Origin of the sequence: Enterobacter sp. PGRG2 (assembly GCF_030291195.1) — a bacterium.
In the GTDB taxonomy this organism is placed as follows: Bacteria; Pseudomonadota; Gammaproteobacteria; order Enterobacterales; family Enterobacteriaceae; genus Enterobacter_D.
On record NZ_CP127837.1, the window covers coordinates 1,703,039 to 1,724,024 of the forward strand.

Below are 20,986 nucleotides of genomic sequence, written 5' to 3' on the forward strand. Positions count from 1 at the left end.
GATGGCGGCTTCGCCTTATCCGGCCTACAGGCCGTAGGCCTGATAAGGCGCAGCCGCCATCAGGCAAAAGGGTATGAAGGCTTAATGCCGGATCAACGTACCTTTCTCACCGGCGAGGATCGCCGGGCCGTCCGTCAGCGCGCCTATCCCGGCGATGCCGTGGCACTCGTCGACAAAACGGCAACAGGCGGCGACTTTCGGCCCCATGGATCCGGCATCAAAGGTCATTCCGTTAAGCTGTTCTGGCGTGACCTGGGTGAGCGGGCGCTGGGCTGGCGTGCCCCAGCCGACATAGACCGCATCGGCGTCGGTGAGGATCAGCAGCGCATCGGCTTCGATCTGCCGCGCCAGCAGAGCCGCGGAGAGATCTTTGTCGATCACCGCCTCGATGCCGTGGTAGCCGTCGGCTTTTTCCACCACCGGCACGCCGCCGCCGCCGTTGCAGATCACCAGATGGTCATGGCCGATCAGCGCGTTAATGGCATCGCGCTCGACGATGCGCCGGGGCTGCGGCGAGGGCACCACGCGGCGGAAATAATTCCCGTCGGCTTTGAAGGTCCAGCCTTTTTCCGCTTTCAGTGCGGCGGCCTGGGCTTCGTCATACACCGGGCCGATGTATTTGGTCGGCTGGCGGAAGGCCGGATCGGCAGCGTCCACTTCCACCTGCGTGAGCAGCACGCTGATCTCCCGCTGCGGCAGCAGGTTTTTCAGCGCCTGTTGCAGCATGTAGCCAATCATTCCCTGGCTTTCCGCGCCCAGCACATCCAGCGGGTAGGGCGTGACCTTGTCATAGGCGCTGTTTTGCAGCGCCAGCAGGCCCACCTGCGGCCCGTTGCCGTGCACCAGCACCACGCGCCAGTCATGAGTCAGCCGGGCGATGGTCTGCGCCGCGAGCAGGATATTTTTGCGCTGAATGTCGGCTTCCAGCGGCTCGCCGCGTTTTAACAGCGCATTGCCGCCGAGGGCGACGACGAGAGTGGGTTTCAGTTCCATGGGCTTCTCCTTAAATGCCGTCGCGTTCAAGCGGGCAGCTCATGCAGCGCGCGCCGCCGCGACCGCGGCCCAGTTCGTCGCCGGGGATCGGCAGCACGGTGATGCCTGCCTTGTCGTATTTTTCGTTGGTCCAGATGTTGCGCTCATAGCCCACCACCACGCCGGGGCGCAGGGTTAACACATTGTTGGCGTCGTTCCACTGCTCGCGTTCTGCTTCAAAGGCATCGCCGCCGGTGGTGATCAGGCGGATCTGCGTCACGCCCAGGGCTTTTTCCAGCGCAGGCAGCAGGCCTCGCTCCTGTAAACGGCTGATGCCGCCGCGTCCGTCGGGGGTCAGCGTCCAGCACTGGGCGTCTTTGCGTACCACTTCCGGGTAGACGGAGAAGGTATCGACGTCGATATGGGTCATGACGGTATCGAGGTGCATACAGGAGCGGTGCTTCGGCAGTTCCACGGCGATCACCCGCTCGGCCTGGCGATGTTTAAACAGGGCGCTGGCGAGGAATTCCACCCCCTGCGGCGTAGTGCGTTCCGACATACCGATTAATACCGCGCCGCGGCCAATGACTAATACGTCGCCGCCTTCGATGGTGGCATGGTCATAATTAATATTTTCATCGCCGAAATATTTAATAAAATCGCCGTCGGCAAACTGTGGATGCCAGCGATAAATGGCGCGCAGATTATTGGTTTCCCGCTGGCGTGCCGGTTTAGCCATCGGGTTAATAGACACGCCGTTATAGATCCAGCAGGAGGTATCGCGGGTAAATAAATGGTTAGGCAGTGGCTTCATAATAAAGTCATTCGCCGAATGGGTATCCACCACCATATTTTTAATAAAAGCCGGAATTTCCCCGTAGGTCAGGCCGCCGCTTAAACGCCGCGCCAGTTCACGATGCGGCAAATCCGCCAGCCAGCCGCGCACGTCGGCGGCAAAGGCAGGCCCGAGGCGGTAATCTGACACCTGGGTTTGCAACAGCCAGCCTTTGGCATCCGGTATATCCAGCGTCTGGGTAAGCAGGTCAGTGAGCAGTAATACTTCCACGCCCTGATCGCGCAGCGTACTGGCAAAAATATCGTGCTCCTCGCCCGCACGCTCAACCGATAACACGTCGTCAAATAACAACTCCTGGCAATTCGATGGCGTCAGTCTTTTCAGGCTAAGATTGGGGCGATGTAACATCACGCTACGCAATTGGCCAATTTCAGAACCGACATAATGCTTTTCCATATTTATTCCTTGCACTTTTTTAGAAATAAAGGGGCCAGCGTTATGAAAAGACTATTTTCATAACCCTTCGTATTCAGGTGAATTCGGCGGTAATACTAATGGCTGTCGCTATTAATAATGTGATATTGCTCACGTGAAACCGGCACTGCAGAACTTTATTTCTTATTGCATGACAGGCATCAGAGAATACTCAAATGACTATTTTAACTCGGTGCATTGCTACGCATTAATTGCTGTCATTATTTTTAGTTGTTAATATTTTGTACATTGACTCATTAATTCTATTTTGTCTATCATGTTGAAATTTCTGGATAAAATAAAGATGTTCGCATGACTATGCAAAATGGCTAATAAATTATTGCGGTATTAAGTCGAATTAAAAAATAAATATGAAAACGTGCGCCTGAATATGCCGTACGGCAAAGTGTGAGCGGGAAGTGGTTTTTTTGATAAGCACACTATTTTCAGCAGGTTGCAGATCAAGGCGCAAAGCCGGCGCAAAAAGTTATGCAGTATTACTGCATACGTCCGGACGCAGCGTTAACAGTCTGGTAACAGGCTTGCCGATAAACATGCGTTATCGCAAACCTTTTCCATTTAGAGGTGGTGCAGCAAAGGGATTTTTCGTATAACACGTAAAAATGAAACAGTGTTTTATATGAGGAGTTCATCATGATCGTTGGCAACATTCACAATCTCCAGTCCTGGCTGCCGCAGGAGCTGGCGCAGGCTATCGACTACGTTAAGCAGCACGTCACGGACGCGACCCCGACCGGGAAGCATGATATTGACGGCTCGCGCCTGTTTTATCTGGTGTCTGACGATATGACGCAGCCGTTCGCCGAGCGCCGCGCCGAGTATCACGCACGCTATCTGGATATTCAGATCGTATTGAAGGGGCAGGAAGGAATGACCTTCAGCACCCTGCCGAACGGTACGCCGGATACCGACTGGCTGGCGGACAAGGACATCGCGTTTTTGCCGGCAGGCGAGCAGGAAAAAACGGTGGTGCTGAGCGAAGGGGATTTTGTGGTGTTCTACCCGGGGGAAGTGCACAAACCGCTGTGCGCCGTGGGCGAGGCCGCGCCGGTGCGTAAAGTGGTGGTGAAACTGCTGGTGGCGTAATGGTGTTGCCGGGTGGCGGCTACGCCTTACCCGGCCTACAACATCTTCAACATCGATGGTAACCGTAGGCCCGGCAAGCTTGCGCCGCCGGGCAATACATCACTCCGCCAGGGTCGCCACCATCACCGCTTTAATGGTGTGCATACGGTTTTCCGCCTGATCAAACACCACGCTGTTTGCCGATTCAAACACCTCATCGGTGACTTCCATGCCGCCACGCAGGCCATAGGTCTCCGCCATCTGTTTGCCGAGCGTCGTTTGATCGTCGTGAAACGCGGGCAGGCAGTGCAGGAATTTCACCTGCGGATTGCCGGTCAGCGTCAGCATCTGGCGGTTCACCTGATAGCCGCGCAGTAATGCAATACGCTCCGCCCACTTCTCTTTGGCTTCGCCCATCGATACCCAGACGTCGGTATAAACAAAGTCAGCGCCTTTCACGCCAGCGGCGACATCTTCCGTCAGCGTGATATTGCCACCGTTTTTCACCGCCAGCGCCGTGCACTCGGCCACCAGGCTCGCGTCCGGCCAGCAGGCTTTGGGTGCGACCAGACGCAGATCCAGCCCGACCAGCGCGGCGGCTTCCAGCATCGAGTTGCCCATGTTGTTACGCGCATCACCGGCATATACCAGCGTCATCTCATTAAAGGCTTTGCCCGGCAGATGCTCCTGCATGGTGAGCAGATCCGCCAGCAATTGCGTTGGGTGGAACTCGTTGGTCAGGCCATTCCATACCGGCACGCCGGCATATTCTGCCAGCGTTTCAACAACTTCCTGCCCGAAACCACGGTACTGAATGCCGTCGTACATGCGTCCCAGCACGCGCGCGGTATCCTTAATTGATTCTTTATGCCCAATCTGACTACCGGCAGGGCCGAGATAGGTGACGCGCGCGCCTTGGTCAAATGCGGCAACTTCGAAAGAGCATCGTGTGCGGGTTGAGTCTTTTTCGAAGATGAGCGCGATGTTTTTACCAGTAAGTTTCTGTACTTCTTTACCTTTTTTCTTATCGGCTTTCAGTTGTGCGGCGAGCGCCAGCAGGGTGTGGATTTCAGCGGGTGTAAAATCGAGCAGTTTAAGAAAGTGCTTCCGGAATAATGCAGACATATTTCCCTCACATGGCTCAGGCCACTTATTGAATTAAAATTCACTTTATATATGTAAATATTCATTTGCAACCCTGTTTAACAAATCTTTTCGGTCAGGAGTGGAGGCATTGTCAGCGGTGTGTGAAAATAAGAGTATCTGCCGCACATTATGAGGAACGATCCATGGCAAACCCGGAGCAACTGGAAGAGCAACGCGAAGAAACGCGTTTGATTATTGAAGAACTGCTGGAAGACGGCAGCGATCCTGACGCGCTGTACACCATCGAGCATCATCTTTCCGCTGACGATTTCGAAACGCTGGAGAAAGTGGCGGTCGAGGCGTTCAAACTGGGTTATGAAGTCACCGAGCCGGAAGAGCTGGAAGTGGAAGAAGGCGAAGTGGTGATCTGCTGTGACATCCTCAGCGAATCCGCACTCAAGGCAGAGCTGATTGATGCGCAGGTTGAGCAGCTAATGACGCTGGCAGAAAAATTCGACGTTGAATACGACGGCTGGGGCACCTACTACGAGGATCCTAACGGCGAAGAAGGCGACGACGAAGAAGATCTGCTGGACGAAGACGACGACGGCGTTCGCCACTAAGTAAAAGTGCGGCAGCGCCTGCTGCCGTACCACCTTTCCCGCAGGCATTCCCACCAAAACGCCCTCAAATGCACCAATTTCTGGCAGGTGCGACCGAATCCGATGTTGCGTAACATACCTCTCCTTTTTTTCACTATAACTTTTTAACAACCTATACAGAGAGTCAGGATGAAACTGTCACGGATTGTCATATCCCTTATCGTCGTACTTGTTGTCGCCACTGCCGTCGGTTTTTTTATCGGTTCCCGTCCCTCGCAATCCGGGCTCACCGAGGAGCAGAAGTTTGACGCCGCGATGGCGCAATTTCCCTCCTTTACGGTGCTAAAAGAGCAGGAGCCGGAGTACTGGTCGAAGCTGCGTGGCCGCGCGCTGGCTATGCAGAAAGAGGGCAAAACGGAGCAACAAATTATCGACGTCATCCAGCCGGAAATTTTGCAGATCCAGATCTCGCGTCTGCAATCGGCGCCGGACGATCAGGTGGTGCGCTATATGAAAGTGAATATGGAGCAGACGGCGGCGATCCAGAAGGTGAGTGACGATGACTGCTACCGCTTCCTGTTCCCGAACGTGAAAGGCGGGATCAATCCGATGCGTGTACTGTCCAAAGAGATGCTGACCTACCGCGCCACCGTGGACGCCGATATGATGCGTTCGGCATACGGCGCGGGCAAACACACTGCGACGCCGCAGGAGCGTGAACGCGCCCAGCAGGATCTTCAGGCCGTTGCCGCCACGCTGGTGAAAAAATATGGCGATGATGTGGCCATTTTGTCTGAGCCGCAGAAGGGCGTGGGCAAAGAGAAGCTGACCTGCGATATGGTGGAAGAGATGTGGAGCAATGTGCTGGCGCTACCGGCTGATAAAGCCGCGGGTATTGTGCGTTTTATGATGGCGCAATAACGCCTCTCTGATGGCCCTCCCGAAAGGGGAGGGTCAGTTAACGAGTATTACAACGCTTTTAGCATGCGGACTTCGCAGTCCACGTGCCCGGTGCAGCCCAGCGGCGCGTCGATATGCGCAAAGCCCAGACGCTCATATAGGGCAATGGCGTCTTTCAGAAAGGCCGTGGTTTCGAGGTAGCAGCGGGTAAAACCCTGCTCACGAGCGAAATCCAGGGCGGAAAGGGCGAGCTGGCGCGCCAGGCCTTTACCGCGAATGCCCGGCAGAAAATACATTTTTTGCAGTTCGCAAATGTCCGGATCGCTACAGGTCAGCGGCGCGATACCACCGCCCCCCACTACCTGGCCGTCCTGCTCCACCACCCAGTAAGCATGGCGTGGCTGGCTGTAGAGCTGGAACAACGCGTCCAGATTAGGATCGGCCACGGTGTAGCCTTTATCCGCCGTGAGTCCGAATTCAGCCGAAACCTCGCGGATCACGCGGGCAATGACCGGATTATCTTTTTCCTGGAGAGGGCGAAGCCGTAATTCGCCTGTCATACTGAGTGCATTATTCTGCATGGGATAACCTGGAAACGTGGGACAGTAAAAGTCTTTGGACAAGCCCCCACTATAAAACAGACCTCGCGGGATGAAAAATAAAAGCCTGCATTAACACTTTTCCATTTTATTGCCGGTATACGGTAATGAAGTTCCGCGCAGTACATTGTGCTGCGTGACGTTAATTCCCCCTTGTAATAAGGGTTTTAATCATTCATTTCAGGACGAAAAAGTATGGATTCCTTAACTAAAACACAGCGTCATCAAATCAAGTTTCACGGGGATGGCGGCGACTATTTTACAATATGGCTGGTGAATATCTTCTTGTCTGTTATTACCCTTGGCATATATTCCGCCTGGGCGAAAGTCAGAACCTACCGTTATTTTTATGGCAATACCGAGCTGGCGGGCGATCGCTTTGATTATCATGCCCGTCCGATGCAAATTCTGGTCGGTCGTATCATCGCCTTTGTTGGCATCGTTATTTTCTACCTCTGTTTCATGGCAAGTGAAGTGCTGGGAATGGTGATCATGCTGGCGTTTATTGCGTTGCTGCCGTGGATTATTATCCGCAGCTGGCGCTTCAATGCCATTATGTCCAGCTACCGCGGCGTGCGTTTTAACTACCTCTGCCGCGTTGGTCGCGCCTACTGGGTATTCCTCGGCTTCCCGCTGCTGGCTTTCGCGGCGCTGATTGTTATCGTGTCGCTGGTGAATTTTTTCACCAACCCGATGCTGGGTATTCTGCTGATGGTGGTGATTTTTGTGCCGGGCGCGATCCTCATTCAGGGGATTAATTCCGCGCTGACTTACGACCTCTACGTGAACAACCTTTTCTTTGGCGATGCCGCGTTCAAAGGCGACATGAATAAAGACGCCTTTGTCAAAATGGCCTTTAAAGCCGCGCTCTTTGTGGTGCCGGTGCTGATTATTCTTGGGCTGATCTTCGCCAAAATGTTTTACTCCATTATGCAGGCGAGCGTCTACGGTGGTTCTGAAGATGCGATCGCCATGATGGTGCTGAGCAATATAGGCCTGATTATTCTGGCTTATGTGGTGGCGCTGGCAGGCGGCATGATGGCGGCGGCCTGGCTGATTGTGGCGCACCGTAATTACGTGGCAAATCAGACCACATTGAACGGCGGCGCGCTGCGTCTGCACTCCAGCATGAAATTCACCTCCTACCTCGGCCTGCTGTTCACCAATGCGCTGATCGTTATCTTCTCTTTAGGCATTGCCTCGCCGTTTGCTCATGTGCGTCATGCGCGTTACCTGCTGCAAACGCTGGAGGTGGAAGGGGATCTGGATCTGCTGACCGTACGCGCCCACGGTGAACAGGCTCCCGCTGCCGTGACGGAAGAGCTGGTGCAGGCGCTGGATATCAATGTCGGGCTGTGATCTCAGCGGCTTTTATCAGTATCCCGGTCGGGCTGCCCGTGAGGCGGCCCGTCTGACGTTGCATGACGGGGCGGTGACGCTGCACCGGGATAGCGGCGACGAGACGTACCCGCTGGCGGCGCTGACCGTGTCAGAGGCGCTGGGAGATATTCCGTTGTCGCTCACCTTTGCCGACGGCGGCCGTTTTGCGCCGGGTGACGATAAGGCGTTTCGCCAGTGGTATTTCCGCCACCGGCGCCCGGGGCTGGTCCACCGCCTGGAGCAGCACAAACGTGGCGTGGTGGCGATGCTGTTCGCCACCGTGCTGGTGGGGGTATTTTACGTCTGGGTGCTGCTGCCGTGGCTGAGTGGCGTTATCGCTCAACAATTACCGGTGAGCATTGAGCAGCAGCTTGGCCGCTACAGCGCCGCTTATCTGGAAGAGCAGGGGCTGACGGAGAGCAAACTGAGTACTGCGCGCCAGCAGCAGTTGCAGACGCTGTTCCGGACGGTGATCCCGCAGGATATGCGCGATCAGACGGGCCTGCGCCTGCGCATCATGCATTTCCCGCTGGGGGCGAATGCGTTAATGCTGCCGGATGGCACCATGATGCTCAGCGACCAGCTGGTGCGGCTGGCGAAAAGCGACGATGCGCTGGCCGCCGTAATGCTGCATGAGATCGGCCATTACCGTTACCGGCACTCCATGCAGATGGTGGTGCGCTCGTCGCTGATCTCCATCACCCTGTTGTGGGTGATGGGTGACGTCAGCGGCATCGGCGATACCCTGTTGCAGTCAGCGGTGCTGGTGAACGAGATGCGCTTCTCACGCAGTATGGAGAGCGAAGCGGATCGCTTTGCGCTGGCGGAAATGCAGCGCCAGGGACGACCGTTAAGCGCGATGCTGCAAATTTTCACCGCGCTGGGCGAGGAGGGCAAGGATGACGACAAGTGGGCGATCCCGGACTGGCTCAGCACGCATCCGGCGATGCAGGAGCGGCTGGAGACCATCCGCAACGCCACGCAATAAAAGGCATAAAAAAACCGGGCGCAGCGGCCCGGTTTTTTATTCACGATGAACCGCTTACAGCGCGGCGATCACGCCCTGCTGCTCAATCAGCTTCGCTTTGGCCTGGGCGAATCCGTCCAGACGCTCGCGCTCTTTGGCAACCACGGCTTCCGGCGCGCGCGCCACAAAACCTTCGTTACCCAGTTTGCTTTCGATTTTCGCGATTTCCTGCTCGATCTTCGCCACTTCTTTTGCCAGACGCTCCAGCTCTGCGGCTTTGTCCACCAGACCCGCCATCGGGATCAGCAGTTCGGCACCGTCAACGATTTTGGTGACCGATACCGGCCCTTTGTCGTCAGCAGGCAGCACGGTGATGCTTTCCAGGCGCGCCAGGGTTTGCAGGAAGCTGCGGTTTTCCGTCACGCGACGGATAACCTCATCGCTGCAACCGCGCAGCAGCAGCGCCAGCGGTTTAGCAGGGGAGAGGTTCATCTCAGCGCGGATGTTACGCACCGCGACAATCGCCTGTTTCAGCCACTCGGTATCCGCCAGCGCCGCGTCGTCTGCCAGTGCCGAATCAAACTGCGGGAAGGGTTGCAGCATGATGGTGTCGGCGGTAATGCCTTTCAGCACTTTCACGCGCTGCCAGATGGTTTCGGTGATGAACGGAATAATCGGGTGCGCCAGACGCAGCAGACCTTCCAGCACCGTCACCAGCGTATTACGCGTGCCGCGCAGTTCCGCTTCGGAACCGCCGTTCATTACCGGCTTGGTCAGCTCCAGATACCAGTCGCAGAACTGGTTCCAGGTGAACTCGTACAGAATGCCCGCGGCAATATCAAAGCGGTAGCTGTCCAGCGCTTCACGGTAGGCTTTCACCGTACGGTTGAACTCGGCGAGGATCCAGCGATCCGCCAGCGACAGCGTCAGTTCGCCGCCGTTGAAGCCACAATCCTGATCTTCGGTGTTCATCAGCACAAAGCGGCTGGCGTTCCACAGTTTGTTACAGAAGTTACGGTAACCTTCCAGGCGCTTCATGTCCCAGTTGATGTCGCGGCCGGTTGAGGCCAGCGCCGCCAGGGTGAAACGCAGGGCGTCGGTACCGTGCGGCTCAATGCCGTCCGGGAACTGCTTCTCGGTACGCTTAGCGATTTTTTCCGCCAGCTGCGGCTGCATCATGTTGCCGGTGCGTTTTTCCAGCAGATCCGGCAGGGAGATCCCGTCCACCATATCCAGCGGGTCAATGACGTTGCCCTTGGATTTGGACATCTTCTGGCCTTCGTCATCGCGGATAAGACCGGTCATATAAACGGTTTTAAACGGTACCTGCGGCTTGCCGTTTTCATCTTTGATGAAGTGCATGGTCATCATGATCATGCGCGCGATCCAGAAGAAGATAATGTCGAAGCCGGACACCATCACCGAGGTCGGGTGGAACTGGCGCAGCGCGTCAGTGTTTTCCGGCCAGCCGAGGGTGGAGAAGGTCCAGAGCGCGGAGGAGAACCAGGTGTCCAGCACGTCTTCGTCCTGGCGCAGGGCAACGTCCGCAGGGAGGTTGTTTTCGCTGCGCACTTCTTCTTCACTGCGGCCAACGTAGACGTTGCCGTCGTTGTCGTACCATGCCGGAATACGGTGACCCCACCACAGCTGGCGGGAGATACACCAGTCCTGAATGTCGCGCATCCAGGAGAAGTACATGTTTTCGTACTGCTTCGGCACAAACTGGATATCGCCGTTTTCTACTGCTTCCACCGCCGGTTTCGCCAGCACGTCCGCACGGACATACCACTGGTCGGTCAGCATCGGCTCGATCACCACGCCGCCACGGTCGCCGTAAGGCACGGTCAGGTCGTGCGGTTTGATCTCTTCGAGCAGGCCGAGGGCGTCAACCGCCGCCACTACCGCTTTACGGGCAGCAAAACGTTCCAGCTTCTGGAACTGCGCCGGGATCGCGCCTGAGTAAACGTCGGATTCGTTGCCTTTGGTGTCATACACTTCGGCCACGTCACGGATGTCGCCGTCAAAGGTCAGAATGTTGATCATCGGCAGCTGGTGACGACGACCCACTTCGTAGTCGTTAAAATCGTGCGCCGGGGTGATCTTCACGCAGCCGGTGCCTTTGGTCATGTCCGCGTGCTCATCGCCGACGATCGGGATGCGACGATCCACCAGCGGCAGCATGACGAATTTGCCGATCAGATCTTTATAACGCGGATCCTCCGGGTTAACCGCCACGCCGGTATCGCCCAGCAGGGTTTCCGGACGGGTAGTGGCGACCACCAGGTAATCTTTGCCGTCGGCGGTTTTCGCGCCGTCAGCCAGCGGATAGCGGATGTGCCACATGGAGCCTTTCGACTCGCGGTTTTCCACTTCCAGATCGGAAATCGCGGTGCGCAGTTTCGGATCCCAGTTCACCAGGCGCTTACCGCGGTAAATCAGATCTTCTTTATACAGGCGCACGAAGACTTCTTTTACGGCGTTGGACAGGCCTTCGTCCATGGTGAAGCGCTCGCGCTCCCAGTCCACGGAGTTACCCAGGCGGCGCATCTGACGGGTAATGGTGCCGCCGGATTCCGCTTTCCACTGCCAGATTTTGTCGATAAAGGCGTCGCGGCCGTAATCGTGGCGGGTTTTACCTTCTTCGGCGGCAATTTTGCGCTCAACCACCATCTGCGTGGCGATACCGGCGTGGTCGGTACCCACCTGCCACAGGGTATTTTTGCCCTGCATACGCTGGTAGCGGATCAGGGTATCCATGATGGTTTGCTGGAAGGCGTGACCCATATGCAAACTGCCGGTGACGTTCGGCGGCGGGATCATGATGCAGAAGCTTTCCTGGCTTTCATCGCCATTCGGTTTGAAATAGCCCTGCTGCTCCCAGTGCTCGTAAAGCGGCTGTTCGATATCTTGTGGGTTATATGTCTTTTCCATTATTTCCAGGTTGCCGTATTCAGGTTAAAACCAGCCAGGCGATAGGCTTTATAGCGCTCGCGAGCCAGTTGTTTCAAAGTTTCTTCGTAGGGGACGAAGTCTACCACTTCTGTGAAAGCGGTGGCAAAATCTGCAAAGTTAACGCGTAAAGCGATTAACAGATCGCGCGGGCTGCTGTTGCGTTTTTGCGGCCAGGCGATCTCCACCGGCGCGCCGCCCCGTGGTCCTTCACCCGCCAGATTATGCGGCACAAAACTCTCCGCCGGACGCGCCCACAGGGCCTCGTCAAGACGGATCGCCTGTTGCTCATCCTCGCAGGCGATCAGCACGCGCTTGCCGTTGCGCCAACGTTCCGCGGCAATTTCACACACCAGTTGTTCAACGGCGCTGAGGCCATCTACGGTGTCGTCATTGTCCAGAAGGTAGAACGTCGCGTTTTTCATGATATGGGGCTTCTTTGATGGATTTAAATGTGAAGCCGGGTGGCGCACGCTTACCCGGCCTACGGTTGAGTGGCGTGTAGGCCGGGTAAGGCGAAGCCGCCACCCGGCACTTTACATCACTCGTCGCCGTTAAAACCCGCGCGATTGAGCAGGAACTGCGACAGCAGCGCCACCGGACGACCGGTCGCGCCTTTGGCTTTGCCGGAGCGCCATGCGGTGCCGGCGATGTCCAGGTGCGCCCAGTTATATTTACGGGTGAAGCGCGCCAGGAAGCAGCCCGCGGTGATCGCCCCGCCAGGACGGCCGCCAATGTTCGCCATATCGGCAAAATTAGATTCCAGCTGTTCCTGGAACTCATCGGCCATCGGCAGACGCCACGCGCGGTCGCCCGCCTGTTCGGAGGCGCTGATCAGTTCGTGCGCCAGCGGATTGTGGTTCGACAGCAGACCGGTGATGTGATGACCCAGCGCGATGACACAGGCGCCGGTGAGGGTCGCCACGTCGATCACCGCTTCCGGATCAAAACGTTCAACGTAGGTCAGCACGTCGCACAGCACCAGGCGGCCTTCGGCGTCGGTGTTCAGGACTTCCACCGTCTGACCGGACATAGTGGTCAGCACATCGCCCGGACGATAAGCGCGCCCGCCAGGCATGTTTTCACAGCCCGCCAGCACGCCCACGACGTTAATCGGCAGCTGGAGTTCCGCCACCATCCGCATAACGCCGTACACCGCCGCCGCGCCGCACATGTCGTACTTCATCTCGTCCATGCCTTCGGCAGGTTTGATGGAGATACCGCCGGAGTCAAAGGTCAGGCCTTTACCCACCAGCACAATCGGACGCGCGTCTTCGTCGCTGCTGCCTTTGTATTCGATAACGGACATCAGGGATTCATTCTGCGAACCCTGACCCACCGCCAGATAAGAGTGCATACCCAGCTCGCGCATCTGCTGCTCGCCGATTACGCGGGTGACGACGTTCTGGCTGAAGGAATCCGCCAGCTGGCGCGCCTGGGAAGCCAGATAACCGGCATTACAGATGTTTGGCGGCATATTGCCGAGATCTTTCGCCGCTTTAATACCGGCGGCAATCGCCAGACCGTGCTGAATAGCGCGCTCGCCGCTGGTCAGTTCACGGCGGGTCGGCACGTTGAACACCATTTTACGCAGTGGACGACGCGGCTCGCTTTTTGTGGTTTTCAGCTGATCGAAGCTGTACAGCGTCTCTTTTGCCGTCTCCACCGCCTGGCGTACTTTCCAGTACGTATTGCGGCCTTTAACGTGCAGTTCGGTCAGGAAGCAGACCGCTTCCATGGAGCCGGTATCATTCAGGGTATTTATCGTTTTCTGAATAACCTGCTTATACTGACGCTCATCCAGCTCGCGCTCTTTGCCACAGCCGATCAGCAGAATACGTTCGGAAAGCACATTAGGAACGTGGTGAAGCAATAACGTTTGTCCCGGTTTGCCTTCCAGTTCGCCGCGACGCAGCAGCGCGCTGATATAGCCATCGCTTATTTTATCGAGTTGTTCGGCGATGGGAGAAAGTCGGCGTGGTTCAAATACGCCAACAACGATGCAGGCACTCCGCTGTTTCTCCGGGCTACCGCTTTTTACACTGAACTCCATGCACTACGCTCCTGAATCTTAAAGACAACAGCCATGGGTACGGATAGAATTGCAAGCTTTCGTAACTCATGTCCGCTGTTGCGGTGACTTCGTGTTAATCTTAACGTTATTACGGTTCAACACGTCAGAACTTATTCTAAACCGCGAATCCGCTGAGTTTTGTTATCTTAGCGATGATTTCAACGACTCAAGAGAATAAATGACGTTTAAGCCATGAAACAAGCGATTTTCCTGCAAAAAACGGGTTTTTACGGGCGTATTTAAAGTGATAATCATAAGATATTTGGTGCGGGAGACGCTCAAAAGCCAGTTGGCGATCCTATTCATCCTGCTTCTGATTTTCTTCTGTCAGAAGCTGGTCAGGATCCTCGGCGCGGCGGTGGACGGTGAGATCCCGACAAACCTGGTGCTCTCTTTACTGGGCTTAGGCGTGCCAGAAATGGCGCAGCTGATCCTGCCGCTCAGCCTGTTCCTTGGGCTGTTAATGACGTTGGGTAAACTCTACACCGACAGCGAAATTACGGTGATGCATGCCTGCGGCCTGGGCAAGGCCGTGCTGGTGAAAGCCGCGATGATCCTCGCGCTGCTGACCGGTATCGTGGCGGCGGTTAACGTCATGTGGGCCGGGCCGTGGTCGGCGCGTCATCAGGATGAGGTGCTGGCGGAAGCCAAAGCCAACCCTGGCATGGCGGCGCTGGCGCAGGGCCAGTTCCAGCAAGCCACCGACGGCAACTCCGTACTCTTTATTGAAAGCGTGGACGGCAGCCGTTTTAACGACGTCTTCCTCGCGCAGATCCGCCCGAAAGGCAATGCCCGCCCGTCAGTGGTGGTGGCGGATTCCGGCGAGCTGTCGCAGAAAAAAGATGGCTCGCAGGTAGTGACGCTTAATAAGGGCACGCGCTTTGAAGGCACGGCGATGCTGCGCGACTTCCGTATCACCGACTTCCAGGACTATCAGGCGATTATCGGCCATCAGGCCGTGGCGCTGGATCCGGATGATACCGAGCAGATGGACATGCGTACGCTGCTCAACACCGATAACAAACGTGCCAACGCCGAGCTGCACTGGCGCTTAACGCTGATCTTCACCGTCTTTATGATGGCGCTGATGGTCGTGCCGCTGTCAGTGGTTAACCCGCGTCAGGGCCGCGTGCTGTCGATGTTGCCCGCCATGTTGCTTTACCTGGTGTTCTTCCTGCTGCAAACCTCGCTGAAGTCGAACGCGGCGAAAGGGCGAATCGATCCGCTGATCTGGATGTGGGCCGTCAACCTGCTGTATCTGGCGCTGGCGATTGGCCTGAACCTTTGGGACACGGTGCCGATGCGCCGTCTGCGCGCCCGTTTCACGCGTAAAGGAGCGGTATAATGCAGGCATTTCGCGTACTCGACCGCTATATCGGTAAAACCATTTTCACCACCATCATGATGACGCTGTTCATGCTGGTTTCGCTTTCCGCAATTATTAAATTTGTCGACCAGCTTAAGCGCGCCGGGCAGGGCAGTTACGACGCGCTGGGTGCGGGCATGTATACCGTGCTCAGTATTCCGAAAGATATTCAGATTTTCTTCCCGATGGCGGCGCTGTTAGGCGCGCTGCTGGGGCTGGGGATGCTGGCGCAGCGCAGCGAGCTGGTAGTGATGCAGGCCTCCGGCTTTACCCGTATGCAGGTGGCGCTGTCAGTGATGAAAACCGCCATCCCGCTGGTGCTGCTGACCATGGCCATCGGCGAATGGGTCGCCCCGCAGGGCGAGCAGATGGCGCGTAACTACCGCGCGCAGCAGCTGTACGGCGGCTCGCTGCTTTCCACCCAGCAGGGCTTATGGGCGAAAGACGGCAACAACTTTGTTTATATTGAGCGCGTCACCGGCGATGCCTCCCTTGGCGGCGTCAGCATCTATGGCTTTAACGATCAGCGTCGTTTGCAGTCGGTGCGTTACGCGGCTTCCGCCACTTTCGATCCCAATGCCAAAGTGTGGCGTTTATCGCAGGTAGATGAATCTAATCTGACCGATCCGAAACAGGTTACCGGCTCGCAGACGGTGAGCGGCACCTGGAAAACTAACCTGACGCCGGACAAGCTGGGCGTGGTGGCGCTGGATCCCGATGCGCTGTCGATCACCGGCCTGCGGGATTATGTGAAATACCTCAAGTCCAGCGGCCAGGATTCCGGGCGCTATGAACTGAACATGTGGAGCAAGATCTTCCAGCCGCTGTCGGTGGCGGTGATGATGCTGATGGCGCTGTCGTTTATCTTTGGTCCGCTGCGCAGCGTGCCGATGGGCGTGCGTGTGGTGACCGGTATCAGCTTCGGCTTCGTGTTCTATGTGCTGGATCAGATCTTCGGCCCGCTGACCCTGGTGTACGGCATTCCGCCGATTATCGGCGCGCTGCTGCCCAGCGCCTCGTTCTTTGCCATCAGTCTGTGGCTGATGCTGCGGCGCTCCTGATAAGTCATCCCCTCTCCGCCCTGGAGAGGGGACATTTCCCCCCCGATAATTCTGTACTTTGCGACGTTCTCTGCTACGCAGACTATGCTATGCATACGGTTAACTAAATTATCAGGTAGTTATGTCCAGATTTTTCTTTAATGACCGCAAGCAGCTGGTCAACGACGCCATTGAAGGCCTTGTCATCTCCGCCCCTCACGCCAACCTTGTCCGCCTTGATATTGATCCTGCCATCCGCGTGGTCGCCCGCAGCGACTGGAGTAAAAGCCGTGTGGCGGTGATCTCCGGCGGCGGCTCCGGCCACGAACCGGCCCATGCAGGTTTTGTGGGCAAAGGGATGCTCACCGCCGCCGTCTGCGGCGATGTCTTTGCCTCGCCAAGCGTGGATGCGGTACTGAACGCCATTGTCGCAGTCACCGGCGATCGCGGCTGTCTGCTGATCGTCAAAAACTACACCGGCGACCGCCTGAACTTTGGCCTCGCGGCGGAAAAAGCCAAGCGCTACGGCCTGAAAGTGGAAATGGTGATCGTCGCCGATGACATTGCGCTGCCGGATAACAAACAGCCGCGCGGCATCGCCGGTACGGCGCTGGTACATAAAGTGGCGGGTTTCGCCGCCGAACAGGGCAAATCCCTCAGCGAAGTGCGCGAGCTGGCGCAACAGGCCTGCGACAACGTCTGGAGCCTCGGGCTGGCGATGGAAACCTGCAACCTGCCGGGCAGCGACGGCGAAGAGGAAAACCGCATTCAGCGCGGCCAGGTGGAACTCGGCCTCGGTATTCATGGCGAACCTGGCGCCACGACGGTGGATTCGCACAACAGCAAAAAACTCATCGATACCCTGGTCGGCCCGTTAAAAGAGAAGGCGGGCAATGACCGCGTGGCGGTGCTGATCAACAACCTCGGCGGCGTCTCCGCCCTGGAAATGGCGCTGCTCACCAAAGAGCTGGCGCACTCGGCATTAAAAGATCAGATCGCCTATCTGGTCGGCCCCGCGCCGCTGGTCAGCTCGCTGGATATGAAAGGGTTCTCGCTGTCGCTGTTGCGCCTGAACGACACCTTTGAACAGGCGCTGTGCGCTGATGTCGAGACCGTCGGCTGGCAGAAACCGGTGGCCTTCGCGCCGATGCGCACCGTCAGCCACAACGCCATTCACGACAGCCTGGAAATTCAGCCGTCCGATAACCCGCAGGTGAAGGCGTTGGTGAAAACCGCCACCGACACGCTGATTAACCTTGAGAACCGCCTGAACGCACTGGACGCCAAAGTAGGCGACGGCGATACCGGCTCGACCTTTGCCGAAGGGGCGCGGGACGTGGCGCAGCTGCTGGCGGACGGCAAGCTGCCACTTAACAACACCGCGCAACTGCTGCAACTGGTGGGCGAGCGCCTTGCGACGGTGATGGGCGGCTCCAGCGGCGTGCTGATGTCGATCTTTTTCACCGCCGCCGGACAGGCGATCCACGACGGGCAACCGCTGCCGGAAGCACTGTTAAAAGGGCTGAAGCAGATGAAGCATTATGGTGGTGCCGATCTGGGCGACCGCACGCTGATTGACGCGCTGCAACCGGCGCTGGAAGCGTTGCGCGATCAGGATCTGACGGCGGCCATTAGTGCGGCGAAAAAGGGCGCGGAAGCTACCGCGTCGATGCAAAAAGCCGGGGCGGGGCGATCGTCTTACGTCAACCGCGAAAACCTGGAAGGGGTGACCGATCCGGGCGCGGTCGCAGTGGCTGAAGTCTTTGCTGCTCTGAAGAAGGTCTGAATACACAGGCCCGGCAAGCTACGCGCCGCCGGGCGTTTTACCCTTTAAAAATCCGCTTTTAACACCACGCGATAACGGGCTTTGCCGTCACGCACATGTTGCAGCGCTTCATTGATTTTTGACATCGGGAACAGCTCGGTGGTCGGTGCCACCTGCGCACGACCGGCAAACTTCATCAGCTTGCGCAGTTCATACGGCGTACCTGTGGCAGAGCCGGAGATGCTGCGGTCGCCGCCAATCAGCGTAAACGCCGGCACCGGCAGCGGTTTCAGCACCGCGCCAACAGTGTGGAAGTTGCCGCCGTAGGCCAGGGCTTCAAAGTACGGCTGCCATTCCAGATCGACGTTAACGGTATTGATGATCAGATCAAACTGACCGGCCAGCGCTTTCAGGGCTTCCGGATCGCGGCTGTTCACTACTTTATCTGCGCCAAAGCCGCGCACTTCCGCTTCTTTCGCCGGGTTGGAGCTGAACGCCGTCACTTCGCAGCCCATGGCGCGCAGCAGTTTAATGGCGATATGGCCCAGACCGCCGATACCGATCACGCCGACGCGGCTGGTGGCGGTGACATGGTGCATCAGCAGCGGTTTGAATACCGTGATACCGCCGCACAGCAGCGGGCCTGCGGTTTCAATATCAATGCTGTCCGGCAGCGGGATCACCCATTGCCAGTCGGCGCGAATTTTATCGGCAAAACCGCCACGGTTTAAAATGGTCGGCACCGCGCCTTCCAGACAGTTGATCTGGTTGCCGCTGATACAGGCATCGCAGTGCCCGCAGCTGCGCGCCGTCCAGCCGATACCCACGCGCTGGCCCACTTTCAGACCCTTGTCCTGCGCATCGCGGCCAAGGGCCACCACGCGGCCAATCACTTCATGACCGGCAACCAGTGGGTACTGCGACATGCCCCACTCGTTATCGATCATGGATAAATCAGAATGGCAGATACCACAGTAATCAACCTGAACTTCAACGTCAGCCGGCAGCAGTTCACCCGCATCAAATTCATGTAGTTCCAGATCGGCACCGGCCTCAGGGGCGGCGTAACTTTTTATGATGCTCATCACAATTTCCTTCGGTTGGCATTGATTAGAAAGAAGTGTAGAGCATTCCGTAAGGGGCGACTTAGCGGAAGAGGGCATTCCGCCATGTCGTCTTATACTTCATGCTGATGAACAGTGACCGGAGAACCCAATGACCTTACGCGCGGCGATAGTGTTGCTGACGGGCGGGCTGCCTTTTTTCGCCTCAGCCCATAACTTTGTGGAAGGGGAACGCGTGCCACCGGTGGGAGTAGCGGATCGCGGTGAGTTGCAGCTTCAGCAGGAGGCGATCCGCTATCAGGTGTGGAACAGCGCGCGCCTCGGCGGAAAAGTGGGTGTGGTGCTGCATATGGCAGGGCGGCTCTCCGCCAAAGATCAGAATGCCGCGCTGATCGACGCCATCGGCAAAGCCGGGTTGCCTGCCAGCCGGTTTGCGGTCACCACCATCGTCAATACCGACGACGCCATTCCCGGCAGCGCGCTGTTCGTGCGGCGCAGTCTGGAGGAGAGCAAACGGGAAACCCCGGCGGCGCAGTTCGTGGTGGACGATCGCGGCTCGGTATTGCGCGCCTGGCAACTGCAACCGGGCGGTTCCGCCGTGGTGGTGCTGGATAAGAGCGGGCGGGTGCGCTTCGCCAAAGACGGCGCATTGTCCGCAGCGGAGGTGGGTCAGGTGATGGCGCTGCTGCGGGAACTGCTGGCGTAGCCGCTCATTGTTAAAGCAAGGTAAATAGTTGTGATGAAGGCGTTGCGTAAAAGCAAATATCTGTAGAGTGCGCTACGCTTTTCAGACAAAGCAGGATGCAAATAAACAGGCAAGCGGCTGTTCAGGCTGCAAAAGTTCCTGGTCAGATTATGACGGCTCGATGGCAGCCGTCACATGCGCCATTCGCATCATACCGCCACGACGAGGAACCATGACCGTAACGATGAAGGTTAACGCCGATAACTGCCTGAACCATGAAGATGAGTTACAGGCGCTGCGCGAGGCGCTGCAAATCCGCCTTGATCAGCTGCTGCCCGCGGGACAACAGCAGGATCTGGTCTATACGGCGATGCGCGAAGGCACGCTGGTGGCGGGTAAACGGGTGCGTCCGTTGCTGCTGGTGCTGGCGGCGCGCGATCTCGGCTGCCACGCCGATCAGCCCGGCCTGCTCGATCTCGCCTGCGCGGTGGAGATGGTGCACGCCGCGTCGCTGATGCTCGACGATATCCCCTGTATGGACAATGCGCTGCTGCGTCGCGGCCGCCCGACAATCCACCGCCAGTATGGCGAAAACGTCGCTATCCTCGCCGCCGTGGCGCTGCTCAGCCGCGCCTTTGGCGTGGTGGCGGAAGCCCAGTCGCTGTCGCCTGCCTGTAAAACCCTGGCGGTGGCGGAACTCTCCACCGCCGTCGGGTTACAGGGACTGGTACAGGGGCAGTATCTCGATCTGCACGAGGGCGCCGGGACGCGCAGCGCCGAAGCGATCCTGCTCGCCAATGAACTGAAAACCAGCCGTCTGTTCGACGCCACGCTGCAAATGGCAGCGATCGTCGCCGATGCCCCGCCGCAGGCGCGTCAGCGGTTGCGCTGCTTTGCGCAGGATCTGGGGCAGGCGTTCCAGTTGCTGGACGATCTGGCCGACGGCCTGAACGGCACCGGCAAAGATGTGAATAAAGATCACGGCAAATCGACGCTGGTGGCGATGCTCGGCGCGGAGGCGGTGCATCAGCGGCTGCGCGATCATCTGCGCAGCGCGGATGAACATCTCACCAGCGCCTGTCAGCGCGGTGTCTCCACGCGGCGCTTTATGCACGCCTGGTTCGACAAGCAGATGGCGCTGTTCGGCTAACACGTTTTATCTCAGGACGCCACATCGACTG

General features: G+C 57.4%; 20 protein-coding genes. 11 read left to right on the forward strand and 9 right to left on the reverse strand.

Going from position 1 to position 20,986, the window contains the following annotated elements; all coding sequences use genetic code 11:
• Positions 1-81 precede the first annotated feature (81 nt).
• Together QRD42_RS07410 and arcA are read right to left on the reverse strand one after the other, a co-directional pair.
• The gene (locus tag QRD42_RS07410) at positions 82-993 is read right to left on the reverse strand and encodes a carbamate kinase (RefSeq protein WP_321988522.1); all 912 of its coding nucleotides are present in this window, start codon (positions 991-993) and stop codon (positions 82-84) included.
• A gap of 10 nt (positions 994-1,003) precedes the next feature.
• A complete protein-coding gene (arcA, locus tag QRD42_RS07415) occupies positions 1,004-2,224 on the reverse strand; it encodes an arginine deiminase (RefSeq protein WP_321988523.1) in 1,221 nt (406 codons plus the stop codon).
• 672 nt (positions 2,225-2,896) lie between these two features.
• On the opposite strand from arcA, the gene QRD42_RS07420 reads away from it, so the two are divergent.
• Positions 2,897-3,349, forward strand: a complete 453-nt coding sequence (locus QRD42_RS07420) for a YhcH/YjgK/YiaL family protein (RefSeq protein ID WP_072570365.1) — start codon at positions 2,897-2,899, stop codon at positions 3,347-3,349.
• A gap of 99 nt (positions 3,350-3,448) precedes the next feature.
• Here the strand turns inward: QRD42_RS07420 and argF are convergent, their stop codons facing one another.
• Positions 3,449-4,420 carry an ornithine carbamoyltransferase gene (argF, locus tag QRD42_RS07425; RefSeq protein WP_415877737.1) on the reverse strand — a complete coding sequence of 324 codons (972 nt, stop codon included), beginning with the start codon at positions 4,418-4,420 and terminating at the stop codon, positions 3,449-3,451.
• Entirely contained in the window at positions 4,363-4,518 is a 156-nt protein-coding gene (gene argL / locus QRD42_RS19595; protein WP_415877733.1) for a putative translational regulatory protein ArgL, read from the reverse strand. Before argL ends, argF begins: the two co-directional genes overlap by 58 nt.
• Positions 4,519-4,617: 99 nt before the next feature.
• Here argL and rraB point away from each other — a divergent pair, with 99 nt between their 5' ends.
• Positions 4,618-5,037 carry a ribonuclease E inhibitor RraB gene (rraB, locus tag QRD42_RS07430; protein WP_321988525.1) on the forward strand — a complete coding sequence of 140 codons (420 nt, stop codon included), beginning with the start codon at positions 4,618-4,620 and terminating at the stop codon, positions 5,035-5,037.
• Positions 5,038-5,205: 168 nt separating this feature from the next.
• Entirely contained in the window at positions 5,206-5,937 is a 732-nt protein-coding gene (locus tag QRD42_RS07435; RefSeq protein WP_321988526.1) for a topoisomerase II, read from the forward strand.
• A 47-nt stretch (positions 5,938-5,984) separates the two neighbouring features.
• Here the strand turns inward: QRD42_RS07435 and QRD42_RS07440 are convergent, their stop codons facing one another.
• Positions 5,985-6,497 carry a GNAT family N-acetyltransferase gene (locus QRD42_RS07440; RefSeq protein ID WP_321988527.1) on the reverse strand — a complete coding sequence of 171 codons (513 nt, stop codon included), beginning with the start codon at positions 6,495-6,497 and terminating at the stop codon, positions 5,985-5,987.
• A gap of 213 nt (positions 6,498-6,710) precedes the next feature.
• Here QRD42_RS07440 and QRD42_RS07445 point away from each other — a divergent pair, with 213 nt between their 5' ends.
• Both QRD42_RS07445 and QRD42_RS07450 read left to right on the forward strand, forming a co-directional pair.
• Positions 6,711-7,874 (forward strand): YjgN family protein, encoded by a 1,164-nt coding sequence (locus QRD42_RS07445; protein WP_321988528.1) that lies wholly within the window; start codon positions 6,711-6,713, stop codon positions 7,872-7,874.
• Entirely contained in the window at positions 7,861-8,883 is a 1,023-nt protein-coding gene (locus QRD42_RS07450; RefSeq protein ID WP_321988529.1) for a M48 family metallopeptidase, read from the forward strand. Before QRD42_RS07445 ends, QRD42_RS07450 begins: the two co-directional genes overlap by 14 nt.
• A gap of 54 nt (positions 8,884-8,937) precedes the next feature.
• Here the strand turns inward: QRD42_RS07450 and QRD42_RS07455 are convergent, their stop codons facing one another.
• From QRD42_RS07455 to pepA, 3 genes are all read right to left on the reverse strand, one after another.
• Positions 8,938-11,793: a valine--tRNA ligase gene (locus QRD42_RS07455; RefSeq protein WP_321988530.1), complete on the reverse strand. Its 2,856-nt coding sequence runs from the start codon at positions 11,791-11,793 to the stop codon at positions 8,938-8,940.
• Complete coding sequence (gene holC, locus QRD42_RS07460; RefSeq protein ID WP_129361681.1) at positions 11,793-12,236, reverse strand: DNA polymerase III subunit chi; 444 nt, start codon at positions 12,234-12,236, stop codon at positions 11,793-11,795. The genes QRD42_RS07455 and holC overlap by 1 nt, the downstream gene beginning before the upstream one ends.
• A 116-nt stretch (positions 12,237-12,352) precedes the next feature.
• Positions 12,353-13,864: a leucyl aminopeptidase gene (gene pepA, locus QRD42_RS07465; protein ID WP_072570373.1), complete on the reverse strand. Its 1,512-nt coding sequence runs from the start codon at positions 13,862-13,864 to the stop codon at positions 12,353-12,355.
• Between the two features lie 152 nt (positions 13,865-14,016).
• Between pepA and QRD42_RS07470 the strand changes: the two genes are divergently transcribed.
• From QRD42_RS07470 to QRD42_RS07485, 4 genes are all read left to right on the forward strand, one after another.
• Positions 14,017-14,067, forward strand: coding sequence for a hypothetical protein (locus QRD42_RS07470; RefSeq protein ID WP_212817365.1), 51 nt, complete (start codon positions 14,017-14,019; stop codon positions 14,065-14,067).
• A 62-nt stretch (positions 14,068-14,129) separates the two neighbouring features.
• Positions 14,130-15,230: an LPS export ABC transporter permease LptF gene (gene lptF / locus QRD42_RS07475; protein WP_072570374.1), complete on the forward strand. Its 1,101-nt coding sequence runs from the start codon at positions 14,130-14,132 to the stop codon at positions 15,228-15,230.
• Positions 15,230-16,312 (forward strand): LPS export ABC transporter permease LptG, encoded by a 1,083-nt coding sequence (gene lptG, locus QRD42_RS07480; RefSeq protein ID WP_318376073.1) that lies wholly within the window; start codon positions 15,230-15,232, stop codon positions 16,310-16,312. Before lptF ends, lptG begins: the two co-directional genes overlap by 1 nt.
• A 121-nt stretch (positions 16,313-16,433) precedes the next feature.
• On the forward strand, positions 16,434-18,077 hold the full coding sequence (locus QRD42_RS07485; RefSeq protein WP_321988531.1) for a dihydroxyacetone kinase subunit DhaK: 1,644 nt from the start codon (positions 16,434-16,436) through the stop codon (positions 18,075-18,077).
• A 44-nt stretch (positions 18,078-18,121) separates the two neighbouring features.
• Here the strand turns inward: QRD42_RS07485 and ahr are convergent, their stop codons facing one another.
• The gene (gene ahr, locus QRD42_RS07490; RefSeq protein WP_072570377.1) at positions 18,122-19,141 is read right to left on the reverse strand and encodes an NADPH-dependent aldehyde reductase Ahr; all 1,020 of its coding nucleotides are present in this window, start codon (positions 19,139-19,141) and stop codon (positions 18,122-18,124) included.
• A gap of 130 nt (positions 19,142-19,271) precedes the next feature.
• Between ahr and QRD42_RS07495 the strand changes: the two genes are divergently transcribed.
• Together QRD42_RS07495 and QRD42_RS07500 are read left to right on the forward strand one after the other, a co-directional pair.
• Positions 19,272-19,826, forward strand: a complete 555-nt coding sequence (locus tag QRD42_RS07495; RefSeq protein ID WP_321988532.1) for a YtfJ family protein — start codon at positions 19,272-19,274, stop codon at positions 19,824-19,826.
• Between the two features lie 223 nt (positions 19,827-20,049).
• Positions 20,050-20,955 (forward strand): polyprenyl synthetase family protein, encoded by a 906-nt coding sequence (locus QRD42_RS07500; protein ID WP_072570811.1) that lies wholly within the window; start codon positions 20,050-20,052, stop codon positions 20,953-20,955.
• The last annotated feature ends 31 nt before the right edge of the window (positions 20,956-20,986 follow it).